The organism is Actinomadura rugatobispora, from assembly GCF_042656285.1.
In the GTDB taxonomy this organism is placed as follows: Bacteria; Actinomycetota; Actinomycetes; order Streptosporangiales; family Streptosporangiaceae; genus Spirillospora; species Spirillospora rugatobispora.
The window spans coordinates 1-13,498 of the sequence record NZ_JBHSON010000097.1 but is presented as its reverse complement, the minus strand read 5'-3'; the positions used below and the strand labels follow the sequence as shown (position 1 = coordinate 13,498).

Annotated in this window: 13 protein-coding genes; 10 read left to right on the top strand and 3 right to left on the bottom strand. The window is 74.0% G+C overall.

The window, feature by feature from the left end:
* Positions 1-96 precede the first annotated feature (96 nt).
* The 7 genes from ACFPZN_RS44925 to ACFPZN_RS44895 all read left to right on the top strand — a co-directional run bounded on the left by ACFPZN_RS44925 (position 97) and on the right by ACFPZN_RS44895 (position 8,667).
* The gene (locus ACFPZN_RS44925) at positions 97-1,083 is read left to right on the top strand and encodes a 2-keto-3-deoxygluconate permease (RefSeq protein WP_378289159.1); all 987 of its coding nucleotides are present in this window, start codon (positions 97-99) and stop codon (positions 1,081-1,083) included.
* Complete coding sequence (locus ACFPZN_RS44920) at positions 1,080-2,234, top strand: four-carbon acid sugar kinase family protein (protein WP_378289157.1); 1,155 nt, start codon at positions 1,080-1,082, stop codon at positions 2,232-2,234. The genes ACFPZN_RS44925 and ACFPZN_RS44920 overlap by 4 nt, the downstream gene beginning before the upstream one ends.
* 9 nt (positions 2,235-2,243) lie before the next feature.
* On the top strand, positions 2,244-3,278 hold the full coding sequence (gene pdxA, locus ACFPZN_RS44915; protein WP_378289155.1) for a 4-hydroxythreonine-4-phosphate dehydrogenase PdxA: 1,035 nt from the start codon (positions 2,244-2,246) through the stop codon (positions 3,276-3,278).
* A complete protein-coding gene (locus ACFPZN_RS44910; RefSeq protein WP_378289153.1) occupies positions 3,268-4,032 on the top strand; it encodes a DeoR/GlpR family DNA-binding transcription regulator in 765 nt (254 codons plus the stop codon). The genes pdxA and ACFPZN_RS44910 overlap by 11 nt, the downstream gene beginning before the upstream one ends.
* A gap of 71 nt (positions 4,033-4,103) precedes the next feature.
* Positions 4,104-6,197, top strand: a complete 2,094-nt coding sequence (locus tag ACFPZN_RS44905; RefSeq protein ID WP_378289151.1) for a hydantoinase/oxoprolinase family protein — start codon at positions 4,104-4,106, stop codon at positions 6,195-6,197.
* Entirely contained in the window at positions 6,194-7,828 is a 1,635-nt protein-coding gene (locus ACFPZN_RS44900; RefSeq protein ID WP_378289149.1) for a hydantoinase B/oxoprolinase family protein, read from the top strand. The genes ACFPZN_RS44905 and ACFPZN_RS44900 overlap by 4 nt, the downstream gene beginning before the upstream one ends.
* Positions 7,825-8,667 (top strand): TIGR03619 family F420-dependent LLM class oxidoreductase, encoded by an 843-nt coding sequence (locus ACFPZN_RS44895; protein ID WP_378289147.1) that lies wholly within the window; start codon positions 7,825-7,827, stop codon positions 8,665-8,667. The genes ACFPZN_RS44900 and ACFPZN_RS44895 overlap by 4 nt, the downstream gene beginning before the upstream one ends.
* Here ACFPZN_RS44895 and ACFPZN_RS44890 read toward each other — a convergent pair.
* The gene (locus ACFPZN_RS44890; protein WP_378289145.1) at positions 8,664-9,182 is read right to left on the bottom strand and encodes a hypothetical protein; all 519 of its coding nucleotides are present in this window, start codon (positions 9,180-9,182) and stop codon (positions 8,664-8,666) included. The genes ACFPZN_RS44895 and ACFPZN_RS44890 overlap by 4 nt on opposite strands.
* Positions 9,183-9,209: 27 nt before the next feature.
* Between ACFPZN_RS44890 and ACFPZN_RS44885 the strand changes: the two genes are divergently transcribed.
* Together ACFPZN_RS44885 and ACFPZN_RS44880 are read left to right on the top strand one after the other, a co-directional pair.
* A complete protein-coding gene (locus tag ACFPZN_RS44885; RefSeq protein ID WP_378289143.1) occupies positions 9,210-9,893 on the top strand; it encodes a response regulator transcription factor in 684 nt (227 codons plus the stop codon).
* A complete protein-coding gene (locus ACFPZN_RS44880; RefSeq protein WP_378289140.1) occupies positions 9,890-11,233 on the top strand; it encodes a sensor histidine kinase in 1,344 nt (447 codons plus the stop codon). Before ACFPZN_RS44885 ends, ACFPZN_RS44880 begins: the two co-directional genes overlap by 4 nt.
* On the opposite strand, the gene ACFPZN_RS44875 is transcribed toward ACFPZN_RS44880, so the two are convergent.
* On the bottom strand, positions 11,177-11,869 hold the full coding sequence (locus ACFPZN_RS44875; protein ID WP_378289138.1) for a hypothetical protein: 693 nt from the start codon (positions 11,867-11,869) through the stop codon (positions 11,177-11,179). The genes ACFPZN_RS44880 and ACFPZN_RS44875 overlap by 57 nt on opposite strands.
* Before the next feature lie 13 nt (positions 11,870-11,882).
* A complete protein-coding gene (locus ACFPZN_RS44870) occupies positions 11,883-12,551 on the bottom strand; it encodes a SanA/YdcF family protein (protein WP_378289136.1) in 669 nt (222 codons plus the stop codon).
* Positions 12,552-13,117: 566 nt separating this feature from the next.
* Between ACFPZN_RS44870 and ACFPZN_RS44865 the strand changes: the two genes are divergently transcribed.
* On the top strand, positions 13,118-13,498 hold a 381-nt coding region (locus ACFPZN_RS44865; RefSeq protein ID WP_378289134.1), incomplete at its 3' end, for a WGR domain-containing protein.

Sequence of the window (13,498 nt, the reverse complement as noted above, 5' to 3'; positions counted from 1 at the left end):
CAATATGCGCGAAACGCGCAGTAACATGAGCGCGACGTGGAACGGGTCCGTCCCGGGATGTGAGGCCGGCGCGCGCGCCGGGGTACGGAGTGTGCGATGCAAGTCCCGATCAAGAAGAGCGTGGAACGGGTCCCCGGCGGCATGATGATCATCCCGCTGCTGCTGGGCGCGCTGCTGTACACGCTGTTCCCCTCGACCGGCGAGTACTTCGGCTCGTTCACCGGCGCCCTGTTCAGCGGATCGCTGACGATCCTGGCGGTCTTCTACGTGTGCATGGGCGCGAGCATCGACGTGAGGGCGACGCCGTACATCGTCAAGAAGGGCGGCGCGCTGCTCGGGGCGAAGATCGTCGCCTCGGTCATCGTGGGCGTGGTGCTGGGCCGGCTGCTCGGCGAGGCGCCGGTGAGCGGCGGGTTCTTCGCGGGGCTGTCCACCCTGGCGGTGGTCGCGGCCATGAACGACACCAACGGCGGCCTCTACATGGCGCTGATGGGCCAGTTCGGCAAGCCCAAGGACGTGGCCGCCTACTCGCTGATGACGATCGAGTCGGGGCCGTTCCTGACCATGCTCACCCTGGGTGTCGCGGGCCTGTCGGCGTTCCCCTGGCAGACCATGGTCGGCGCGCTGCTGCCGCTGCTGGTCGGCGCGATCCTGGGCAACCTCGACCCGGACCTGCGCAAGTGGCTGGGCGGGGCGACGCCCGTGCTGATCCCCTTCTTCGCGTTCGCGCTCGGCGCGAGCATCGACCTGACCAGCGTGTGGACGGCCGGGCTGCTCGGCCTGGGCCTGGGCGTCGCGGTGGTCGCCTTCAGCGGGACGATCCTGTTCACCGCCGACAAGCTGACCGGCGGCACCGGGGTCGCGGGCCTGGCGGCGGCGTCGACGGCGGGCAACGCGGCGGCCGTCCCCGCGATCGTGGCCAGCGCCAACCCGGCGTACAAGGAGGCGGCGGCGCACGCGACCGTCCTGGTGGCGGCCTCGGTGGTGGTGACCGCGATCCTCGTGCCGATCGTCACCGCGTGGTGGGCCAACCGGGTGAGGCAGCGGGAAGAGCGGGCGGCCGAGCCGGCGGAGGCGTCATGACCGAGGTGGTCATCGTCGCCGACGATCTGACCGGGGCGGCCGACAGCGCGGTGCCGTTCGCGGCGCGGGCGAGCACGGCGGTGGCGCTGGACGAGGCGTGGCCGCGGGCGCGGGTCGTGGCGGTCGACACCGACAGCCGGTACTCGCCGGAGGCGGTCGCGGCGGAACGGGTCGGGAAGGCGGTGGCGCGGGGCCGCGCGGACGGCGCCCGGATCGTCAAGAAGATCGACTCGACGCTGCGCGGGAACGTGGGCGCGGAGATCGCCGCGGCCCGGGAGGCGGCGGGCGGCCGCGTCCTGGCGGTGGTCGCGCCGGCCTTCCCGGCGACCGGCCGGACGGTGTCCGGCGGCGTGGTCCGGGTCGGCGGCGAGCCGCTGCCGGGCCGGCGGTACGGCGGGGACGTGGTCGCGCTGCTCGCCGCGGCCGGGCTCCGGGCGCGGCGGATCGGCTTGGACGCGGTGCGCGGCCCGGGTCTGGATGCGCGTTTCGCGCAGGCGCTGCGCGACGGTCTGGACGCGGTGGTGTGCGACGGCGAGACCGACGCCGACCTGAGGGCCGTGTGCGACGCGGCAGGCGACGGGACGGCGACGCTGCTGGTCGGCTCCGGCGGTCTCACGGCGGCGCTGGCGCGCACCCTGGGCCCGGCGGAGCCGGTCGCGGTGACCGCGCCCGCGGGTCCGGCGCTGGTCGTCATCGGCAGCTACTCGGAGCTGGCGCGCGCCCAGCGGGCCGAGCTGGTCGCGGGCGGCTGGACGCCGGTGCACGTGGGGCCCGGCGGCACCGGTGCCGACGAGGCCGTGCGGGCGGTGCGCGCGGGGCTCGCGGGCGGCGACGTCGTCCTGTCGGTCGACCCGGACGCCCCGGTCGACCGGGCGCGCGCGTTCGCCACGGCCCGCGCGCTGGCGGCCGTCGCGGTCGGCGGGGCGGACGCGGCCGGGATCCTGGCGGCGACCGGCGGGGAGACCGCGCGGGCCGTGCTGCTGGGGCTGGGCGCCACCGAACTGTGGCCGGTGGGCGAGCCGGAGCCCGGCGTGGTGGCCGGGCGCGTGCGGGGGACCGGCGCGCTGTTCATCACCAAGGCGGGCGCCTTCGGCGATCCCGCCACGCTGGCGCGCGTGGTGCGCGCCGTACGCACCGAACAGGGGGAGTGAGTCCCGGACATGGGAAGTGAGCCAATGGAACGCCCGATCGTCGGGATCACGATGGGGGACGCGGCGGGCGTCGGACCGGAGATCATCGTGCGCGCGCTGGCGGCGCCGGAGGCGCACCGCGTCAGCCGTCCGCTGGTCATCGGGGACGCGGCGCGGCTGCGCCGGGCCGCGGAGATCGTCGGCGAGCCGGTCGAGGTGAAGGTGGTGGACGGCCCTGAGGACGCCGCGTTCGAGCCGGGCGTCATCGACTGCGTCGACCTGGCCTGCGTCCCCGCGGACCTTCCGTTCGGGGAGCTGAGCGCGGTCGCGGGTGAGGGCGCGTACCGGTTCGTCGAGCGGGCGGTGGAGCTGGCGATGGCCGGCCGGATCGACGCGATCTGCACCGCGCCGCTCAACAAGGAGGCGCTGCACGCCGCCGGGCACCGCTTCCCCGGGCACACCGAGCTGCTGGCCGAGCTGACCGGCACCGAGGAGGTGTCGATGATGCTGAGCGCGCCGAAGCTGAAGGTGATCCACGTGACCACCCACATCGGGCTGGTGGACGCGGTGCGCCGCATCGAGCCCGGCCTGGTGGAGCGGACGGTGCGGCGCGGCCACGCCACCCTGGTGAAGTCGGGTGTGGCCGAGCCGCGGATCGCGGTGTGCGGGATCAATCCGCACGCGGGCGAGAACGGGCTGTTCGGGCAGGGCGAGGAGGAGGAGAAGGTCGTCCCGGCGATCGAGCGGCTGCGCGCCGGCGGGATCGACGCGCGCGGCCCGTTGCCCGCCGACACCGTGTTCTTCCGCGCGGTCCGGGGCGACTTCGATCTGGTGGTGGCGATGTACCACGACCAGGGGCACGGCCCGGTGAAGGTGATGGGCCTTGAGGCCGGGGTGAACATCACCGTGGGCCTGCCGGTCATCCGCACCAGCGTCGACCACGGGACGGCGTTCGACATCGCGGGGACGGGCACCGCCGACCACGAGAGCATGCTGGAGGCGCTGCGCCAGGCGGTCGATCTCGCACCCTCGCGGACGGAGGACAATGGGGGCCGTGAGAGCTGAGGAACGCCGCGTCCGGATCGCCCGTCTGCTCCGGGAGCAGCCGGTCCGGGTGGAGGAGATGGCCGAGCTGTTCGCGGTGTCGCCGTCCACCATCAGGCGCGACCTGGCGACGCTCAGCGACGAGGGCGCGGTCGTGCGGACGTACGGCGGCGCCCTGTCGGCGGCCCCGGGCGAGCAGTCGCTGCACGAGCGGGAGAAGCTGGCGCTCGCGCAGAAGGCGGCGATCGCGAAGGCCGCGGAGGGGTGCGTCCGGCCGGGCACGGTGCTGCTGCTGGACGCCGGGACGACGGTCGGCGCGCTCGCGGAGCGGCTGGCGTCCTGGGCCGGGATCACGGTGGTGACCAACGGCCTCACCACGCTGGAGGCCCTGGCCGACAGCGCGGGGGTGGAGCTGATCGCGCTGGGCGGCGCGGTGCGCCATGTCAGCCTGGGCATGATCGGGCCGATCGCGGAGGGCGCGCTGCGCGGGATCACGGCGGACGCGGTGTTCCTGGGCGCGGACGGCGTGGTGGCCGGGCGCGGGGTGTGCGAGGGCACCGCGGAGCAGGCCGCGCTGAAGCGGCTCATGGTGGAGCAGGCGCGCGAGGTGTTCGTGCTGGCGGACGCGAGCAAGCTGGGCCGGGCCGAGAGCCACTGGTGGACGGCGCTGGACCGCCCGTGGACGCTCATCACCGACGCGGGGGCGCCGGAGGAGGCCCTCGCCGAGTTCCGGAGGCGTCCCGAGGTGTCGGTGACCGTGGCGACCCCGGTCTGAACCCTTGTCCCGGCGGAGGCCGGACGCTAGCGTACCAAGCGATCGCTAGGTTGGTCTCTGCCGGAGGTCGCGTGGATCCCACCCTCACCCTCGCCAGCGATGTCGGAGGCACCTTCACCGACGTGGTCCTCACCGGGGACGACGGGCGCGTGCACGTGGCGAAGACGCTCACCACCCCCGACGACCCCACCGTCGGACTGCTGCGAGGGGTCGAGCAAGTCCTCGCCGACGCCGGAGCGGAACCGGGACGGGTCGAACGGTTCGTCCACGCCACCACCCTCGCGACCAACGTCATCCTTGAACGCACAGGCGTGCCCGTGGCTTTCGTCACCACGGCGGGGTTCCGTTCCATGCTCGCCCTGGGACGGCAGGCCCGCGTGGAGGAGGAACGCTACGACCTGGCCTACGAACGGCCCGAGCCGCCCGTCCCCCTCTCGCACACCTTCGCCGTACCGGAACGCATCGCCGCCGACGGCGAGGTGGTCGTCCCCCTGGACGAGGAGGCCGCCGCCCAGGTCGCCGAAGACATCGCGGCCCTGGACGTGGCGGCCGTGGCCATCTGCCTGCTCCACTCCTACGTCAACCCCGAACACGAGCAGCGCCTCGCCGACATCGTCCGGAACGCGCTCCCCGTAGGCACGCCCGTGGTCACGTCCTCGTCGGTGTGGCCCGAACTGGGCGAGTACGAGCGCGCCACCACGACCCTCATGTCCGCCTACGTGGGCCCCGTCATGGCGTCCTACCTCGAACGGCTCGGTGCGCGCCTGCGCGATCTGGGCGTCACGGCTCCGGTGCACGTGATGGAGTCCGCCGGGGGAGTGCTGCCCGCCGCGCTCGCCGCGTCCCGCGCCGTCTACACGATCGAGTCCGGCCCGGCGGCGGGGGTCATCGCCGCCGCCCGCGAGGGCGCCCGGCGCGGGCTGGCCGACCTCATCTCCTTCGACATGGGCGGGACCACCGCCAAGGCCGGGCTCGTGCGCGGCGGACGTCCCGGCGTCACCCACGAGTTCCAGGTCGGCGGCAAGGGCAGCTTCGGCGGGCGCCGTCCCGGCACCGGCGTGCCCATCAAGGTGCCCGCGATCGACCTCGCCGAGGTCGGATCGGGCGGCGGATCGATCGCGTGGGCGGAGGCGGGCACGCTGCGCGTCGGGCCGCGCTCGGCCGGCGCCGACCCCGGGCCCGCCTGCTACGGGCGGGGCGGCGCGCTGCCGACCGTTACCGACGCCGACCTCGTCCTCGGGCACCTCGCCCCTGACGGCTTCGGCGCGTTCACGCTGTCGGAGGAGCGGGCCCGCGCGGCCATAGCCGAACACGTCGCCGGCCCGCTGGGCGTGGACGTGGTGGAGGCGGCCGCCGCGATCCACGACATCGCCAACGCGCAGATGGGCGCGGCCGTGCACGTGGTGACGGTGCGGCGCGGCATCGACCCGCGCGGCTTCACCCTCGTCGCGCTGGGCGGCGCCGCGCCCACGCACGCCGCCCGCCTCGCCGAGCGGTTCGGCATCGCGCGCGTCCTGGTGCCGCCGCACGCGGGCGTCGGGTCGGCGGTCGGCCTGCTGTACGCCGACCTCGCCATCGAGCGCGCCCGCACGTTCCTCGCGCCCGTCGCGGGCCTGCTGTCGCGCTCGGGCAGCGTCGGCGGCCTGGAGCGCGTCTTCGACGACCTGGAGCGCGCCGCTTTGGACGACCTCGGAGCCGAGGAGGCGGTGTGCGTGAGGTCGGTCGGGATCCGCTTCATCGGGCAGGCGCACGCCTTCACCGTCGAGCTGCCCTCGGGGCCCGTCACACCGGAGACGCTCCGCCGGGCCGCCGAGGAGTTCTACAAGCGCTACCAGGAGTCCTACGGCATCGACCTGCGCGACCCCGCGGAGCTCACGACGGCGCGCGTCCGCGTCGTCCTGCCCGCGGGCTCGCGTGAACGCGTCGTCCCCGGCGCCTCCCCGCCGGGCGGGCGACCCGCGTCCGGGACGCGCCGGGTGTGGCTGGACGGCGCGTTCCGGGACGTCCCCACCCGGGACCGCGCGGCATGCGCCCCCGGCGAGGAACTGGCCGGGCCGTGCGTCGTCACCGAGCCGCAGTGCTCGCTGCTGATCCCGCCCGGCTGGCGCGGCGCCGCCGACGACCACGGCGCCCTCCTCATCCAGCGCGAAGGAGACCCGGCATGAACGAGGACACCGGCCTGACCGCCGAGATCCTGCGGAACGCGCTGTGCGTGGCGGCCGAGGAGGCCAGCATCGTCGTGGTGCGCTCGGCGTACTCCACGTTCATCGTCGAGGGCGCGGACGCGGCGGCGGCGATCCTGGACGCGGAGAGACGGCTCGTCGCGCACTCCCTGTCCACCGCCCTGATCCAGTGCGCGAGCCTGCGCAGCGCGCTGCCGTACGTGCTCGAGACCTACCCGCCGGACACGATGGCGCCCGGCGACGTGTTCGTCCTCAACGACGTCTACCAGGGCGGCATCCACGCCAACGACCTCCTCGTCTTCAAGCCCGTCTTCCTCGGGGACGGCGCGCCTCCCGCGTACTTCACGGGCACGCTCATCCACGTCGCCGACCTGTCCGGGCTGTCGGCGGGCGGCATGGCCTCCGACGCCACAGACGTGTTCCTGGAGGGCCTGCAACTGCCGCCCGTCCGGATCGCCACCGCCGCCGGCCTCGCCGACGACATGGTCCGGGTGCTGGCCGCCAACAGCCGCACGCCCGGCAAGCTCGTCGGCGACCTGCGCGCGCTCGTCGCGGGGGCCAACGTCGCGGCGCGCAGGCTGGAGGAGATCGCCCGCACGCACACGCCCGAGGGCCTGGCGCGCGGCGTCGACGCCTACCTCGCGCACACCGAGCGCCGCATGCGCGCCGGCCTGGCCGCGCTCCCGCCGGGCACGCACCGCGGCGAGTACCGGCTGGACGACGGGCACACCGTCCGCGTCGCCGTCACCGTCGACGGCCGCGGCGGCGTTGTGGTCGACTTCGACGGCACCGACGAGCAGGTGCCGCTGCCGGTCAACTCCGGCTTCTCCCAGACCCACGGCGGCGTGCTGTACGCGGTGCGCTGCTTCGTCGACCCGGCGCTGCCGATGAACGAGGGCTGCTTCACCCCCGTCGAGGTCCGGCTGCCCGCCGGGACGCTGGTCAACTGCACGCCCCCGTTCCCCGGCGGCGGCCGGTTCGGGACGGTCGCGGCGGCCGAGGAGGCGATCTTCGCGGCGCTCACCGCGGCGTCCCCCGGACGCGGGGGAGTGGCGGCGTCAGGCATTCTCCAGGCGTTCAGCGTCAGCGGGGCGGGCCGCCCGTGGCTGCACATGTCGTTCGACCTCGGCGGCATGGGCGCCCGCGACGGCCACGACGGCCCGGACGCGACGGGCGCGCTGTTCGGCGGCGGGCGCAACATCATCCCGCAGGCCGAGCCGATCGAGGCGCGGCTGCCGGTGCGGGTCGAGGAGGTCTCGCTCATCCCCGGCTCGGGCGGCGCGGGCCGCCACCGCGGCGGGCTCGGCACCCGCACCGTGATCCGGATGCTGGACGACGCGCGCGTCGACACCCGCGGCGACCGGCTGCTGCGCCCGCCGCCCGGCGCGGCGGGCGGCGGACCCGGCCGCGCGGGCGGCTACTTCCGCGAGCGCGCCGACGGCACCCGCGAGCCGCTCGGCACCAAGGCCACCCGCCAGCCGCTCGACGCCGGGGACGCACTGGTCGTGGAGACCTCCGGCGGAGGCGGCTACGGCGACCCGGCCGAACGCGACCCCGAGGCCGTCCGGCGAGACCTCGCCGACGGCCGCACCACCCTGGAGGACCCACGATGAAGTTCGGCGTGCCGCTGGGCCTGGTGCACCCGGCCATCTGGCGGGACCTGGCCGTGGAGGCCGACCGGCTGGGCTTCGAGTCGGTGTGGCTGCCCGAGCACCTCGTCTTCGCGACCGACCTGTCCACCGCCACCTACCCGGGCACCGACCGCCCCGGCATCAAGCCCGCGACGCCGCTGTTCGACGCGCCCGCCTACCTGTGCGCGCTCGCCGCCGTCACCTCCCGGGTCCGCCTGGGAACGGCCGTCTACCTCTACGGCCTGCGGCACCCCTTCGTCGCCGCGCGCGCCTTCGCGACCCTCGACCAGATCTCCGGCGGGCGCGCCATCGTGGGCGTCGGCGCCGGCTGGTACGAGGGCGAATGGATCGCCGCCGGCATCGACTTCGCCACCCGCGGGCGGCGGCTGGACGAGGCGATCTCCGTCTCACGGCGGCTGTGGACCGAGCCTGCGGTCGAGCACCGCGGCGAGTTCTTCGACTTCCCCGAGGTCGCGTTCGAGCCCAAGCCCGTCCAGGAACGGCTGCCGGTGGTCGCGGGCGGCGAATCCAAGGCCGCGCTGCGCCGCGCCGCCGCCCTGTGCGACGGCTGGATCAGCATGCCGCAGACGCTCGACGGCGTCCGGCCGCAACTCGACCTGCTCCGCGCGTACCGCGCCGAGGCCGGCCGCACGGAGCCGTTCGAGATCACCGTGCACGCCTACGAACTCTCCGGCCCGGACGAGGTCGCCGCCTTCGAGGCGCTGGGCGTCGACCGGCTCATCGTCCGCCCCTGGCGCCGCACGGGCGAGGCCGCCGAACGCCTCGCCGCCTTCGCCGCCGACCACGGCGTGGGCGCCTAGCGTTGGCGCGTCCCGTACTCGTACACCCTCACGATCGGATCGTGCTCGTACCAGCTGGCGATCACCGACGAGGTGTGCTCGCTGTCGACGAAGTCCACCCGCAGCCAGCCCTCCGCCCTCGTCACGCGCGTCTCGTGCCCGGGGTTGGGCGTCGCCGACACCAGCCGCACCCCGTCCCGGTCGGTGAACGCCAGCGCGGCCCGGCCGCCGTGCGTGGAGTAGCTGCGCACGTTGCCGCCCCGCTCCCGCTCCCGCTTGCTGCGCGTCGGCGTGGGCGTCGGCGTCGGGGAGGGCGACAGCGTGCCCGAGGCCGTCCCGTCGCCGTCCGGATCGTCCCGCGCCGCCGGGGTCCCGAGGGTCGGGCTGGCGTGGATCACCGGGCCCGTCACGGGCGGCGGCGCCGAACGATCGGAGATCGCGCCGCGCACCACGTCCCGCACCCCGAGCCACGACAGGGCCACGGCCAGCGCCGTTACGAGAGCCCATGGGGCAACGTACGACATCGCGCGACGCATTGGCACATGGTGGCATACGGTTCCGGCATGGCGAGTGTGCTCGTGGTGGAGGACGACCCGAACGTCCGGACGGCCCTCATCCGTGAACTGAGCGCGCGGTCGCACGTCGTCCGCAGCGTCGGAACGGCCATGGACGCCCTGCGCGAGGTGACCCAGTCGCCCCCCGACGTGGTGATCCTCGATCTGGGCCTGCCCGACCTCGACGGGGCCGAGGTGCTGAAGATGCTGCGCGGAGTGTCCGACGTCCCGGTCATCATCGCGACCGCCCGGGACGACGAACCCGAGATCGTCCGGCTGCTGAACGCGGGCGCCGACGACTACCTCATCAAACCGTTCTCGGCCGAGCACCTCAGCGCCCGGCTGGCGGCGGTGCTGCGCCGCGCGTCCCGCTCCGGCCCCACCGCCGAGCTGCGGGTCGGCGGCCTGCACATCGACCTCGACCGGCGGGAGGCGGCGCTGGACGGCGCCCCGCTGGAGCTCACCCGCCGCGAGTTCGACCTGCTCGCCTACCTGGCCGCCCGGCCCGGCCGGGTGGTGGCGCGGCGCGAACTCCTGGCGGAGGTGTGGCGGCAGGCCTACGGCGACGACCAGACCATCGACGTGCACCTGTCGTGGCTGCGCCGCAAGCTCGGCGAGACCGCGGCCAAACCCCGCTACCTGCACACCGTGCGCGGCGTCGGCGTGCGCCTGGCCGACCCGCGCAAGCCATGAGGCGGACGCTCGTCCTGGTGTCGCTGGCGGTGACCTCGATGGTCGCGCTGGCGTTCCTCATCCCGCTGGCGCTGACCGTCCGGGAGATCGCCCGCGACCGGGCGCTCACCACCGCCGAACGGCAGGCCAGCGCGCTCGGCCCGGTCCTGGTCGTCACCGAGGACCCGGGGGCGCTGGAACGGGCCGTGGCCAGCACCCAGGCCGGCGCCGCCCGGCGGATGGCCGTCCACATGCCCGACAACACCGTCGTCCCGCAGGGCCCCCGCGACGGCTCCCGGGCCCGCCTCGACCAGATCACCGAGGCGGCCCGGCGCGGCCGCTCGTACACCACCCGCGTCGACGGCGGGTACGCGCTGCTGCAGCCGGTGTCGCTGGACGCCGGCCGCACCGCCGTCGTCGAGGTGTTCATCCCCGACGAGGACCTCTCCCGCGGCGTGTGGAACGCCTGGCTGGTCATGACCGCCGTCGCCGCCGCGCTGGTGGCGGGCTCGGTCGCGGTCGCCGACCGGCTCGGCGCCCGCATGATCCGCTCCACCCGGCGGCTGGCCGAGGCCGCGGCCGCGTTCGGCAACGGCGACCTGCGCGTGCGGATCGACCCCGACGGCCCGCCCGAACTGGTCGAGGCGGGCCTGGCGTTCAACGCGATGGCCGACCACGTCGTGCAGCTCCTGGCCGCCGAACGCGAGATGGCCGCCGACCTGTCGCACCGGCTCCGCACCCCGCTGGCGGCGCTGCGGCTCAACGCCGAGGCACTGGGCGGCGGGCCCGTCGCCGACCAGACCCGCGAGGCCGTCGGCCGGATCGAGCACGAGGTCGACCAGATCATCCGCACCGTCCGCAAGCCGACCGCCCGCGGCAACTGCGACGCCGCCAAGGTGCTGCGCGAACGGGTCGCGTTCTGGTCGGTGCTGGCCGAGGACGAGGGCCGCTCCTGCGAGCTGATCGGCGCCGACCGCCCCACCTCGCTCCCGATCCCCGCGACCGAGCTCGCCGCCGCCGTGGACGCGCTGCTGGGCAACGTGTTCCGGCACACCGCCGAGGGCACCGACTTCGCCGTCACCCTGCACGTCGGCAAGGGCCTCACCGGCATCCTGGTCGCCGACGCCGGCCCCGGCATCACCGACCCCGCCGCCGCGCTGAAGCGCGGCAGCAGCGGCGGCGGCTCCACCGGCCTGGGCCTGGACATCGCCCGCCGCGCCGCCGAGGCCACCGGCGGGCACCTGCGCATCCACCGCTCGGTACTGGGCGGCGCGCAGATCCAGATGTGGTTCCGGACCAAGTGGCTACCGCCCCAGCGCCGCTCCCGCCGCCTGGTCAGACGCCGCCACTCCCGCATCTGACATCCACGCCCACGCCCCCCACGCGCGGGGACGCTCGCTCGTCCACTCCAACGCCTCGCGGACGGCGACCTGCCCATCCATCCGCCACCGCACCCATCGCCCCGAAGCCTCCGGGACGACCGGCAACTCCGGCAGCCGCCACGCCACTTTCATCGCGTCCGGTAGGGGCCGCCAGCCGCCCACCAGATCGACCATCGCGCACTCTTCGATGACGCCCAGCGCCGCCTCGTGCACGGGAATGAACGACCCATCACTGACCCCCGACCGCCCGTCCACGTGCTGCACGAACCAGAACGGAATCGCCATCCGCTCCCCGTACCAGTCGAAGAACCACCCACTCCGATCGCGCCACACGGACGACCCCAACTCGAACGACCACTCCGTCGTCCTTACAGCGGCCTCATCCCCATACAGGAAACTCCGCCGCGTCCGGAACCTGAGCCCCCCGAACCGCTCAGCGAACCCCTCACGCCGCACGACCACCTCGAACGGAACCGGCACCAACCGCCCACGCCCGTCCCGCACTCGCATCATCTCGGTGAACGGACGCGGCTTCTCCTCCACCCGCCAAGCATTCAGGGAGAGAAACCGGCGAGCCCTCTCCGACAAACCCGACATGTCGTCGAGCACATGCACACGACCATTTCCTTCAATTCGCAGCCAGCGCCTCGCGCACGCCGTTCTCAGGCCGACCCAGCACGGCGGGATCGGGACGCCTGACGATATCCGTGGTCGCCTTCATCATGGCCAGGGGCTCGCGCGCGTACCCCACCTCGGTCGCGCCCCTGATCCATGTACTGTGGCCGACACCCCACGCGTCCAACCCGGCGGCCCGGCAGAGCGCCACCGCACGCGGCAGGTGGAAGCTCTGGGTGACGACGGTCAGCCGCTCCACACCGAACACCCGCTTGGCCCGGATACAGGAGTCCCAGGTGTCCCGCCCCGCGTAGTCCCGGACGATCCTCCGAGCCGGGACACCCCGCTTCACAAGGTGGTCGCGCATCACGGTCGGCTCGTCGTACTCCTTGACCCGGTTGTCGCCCGAAACGAGCAGCACCTTCACCTTGCCGCGGCGATAGAGGTCCGCCGCCACGTCAAGCCGTCCAGCCAACGACAGCGAAGGCTCCCCGTCCCGAATCCCCGCTCCCAAAACCAGCGCCACCGGCGTCACCGGAACGTCCTGGACAGCCTTCCGGTGCGACGCGGTATCCGCGTACGCCCAGCCGATCGGCGCAAGCGCCAAACAAACGACCAGCCCCGCAACAAGCAGCACCAGCCCCAACCGCCGCCGCAAACCCCGCACCACCCTGCTGATCATGCCAAGTGAGACGCAACCCCCACCCACTTGGTTCGACCACCCCCGCCACGCTGCGTTTTCCAGGTAGGCCGACTTGCTCAGCGCTTCCCCAAGCGACACCCCAGACACCCGAACATCACGGCCGCTGCAAGAAGGTGTTCAACCGGCACCACGCCGCCCTCAAACGCACGCTGCTCACCAGCGCGGCTGGCCGCCATCGTCCAGGCGATCCAGCTCAGTGCCGGCTCTTGCTGGCTGAGCACAGGAGCGCCGATCGTGCCTCAGACACCGGTATGGCCACGCGATCGCCCACCGGGTGAGTGCGCCCGTGGGCAATGCCGCCGAGGCCCAGATCAGGCAGCCGTGCGGGTCGGTGCGCCGGTCGATCGGCTGGGCCTTGCTGGGAGGTCTCGTTGCGTCACCGGCACCAGCAGGGCTTGGCGGCCGGGCGGCAACGCCCGCCAGCGCGAGCCGATCCGGCGGCGCTGCTCGCGGAGGGGCACTGAAGCTCCTGGTGGTGCGGTCGACTCCCTGGTGTCGGACGTGCATGGGAACATGCGGCTTTTCGGATCCCAAGGGGCGGGGACATGGCGGAGACACGGTATTTCGAGAAGAACGACAAGGACGTCGTCCGACGCTGGCAGATTACCCTGGACGGGATCCGCTGCCGCATGGGCTGGGGCGTGGCCGGCGGCGTCATGCGCGGGTCGAGCATGACGCTCGACGACGAAGCGCACGCGCTCCGCCACTTCACCAAGAAGATCAGCGAGAAGAAGCGGGCCGGGTACGTCGAGGTCGCGCCAGAGGCGCCGCAGGCGGAGCCTGGTACCGAGGCGGACGTCCATCTGCTCGACGTGGTCGCGCACGGCGACAAGTACGAGCCGGTCGCCGGGCACGCCGGCGTGTTCGTGATCTTCCACGACTTCAAGGCCGGGCCCGGGCCGTTCTACGACTACTGCATCCTCGGC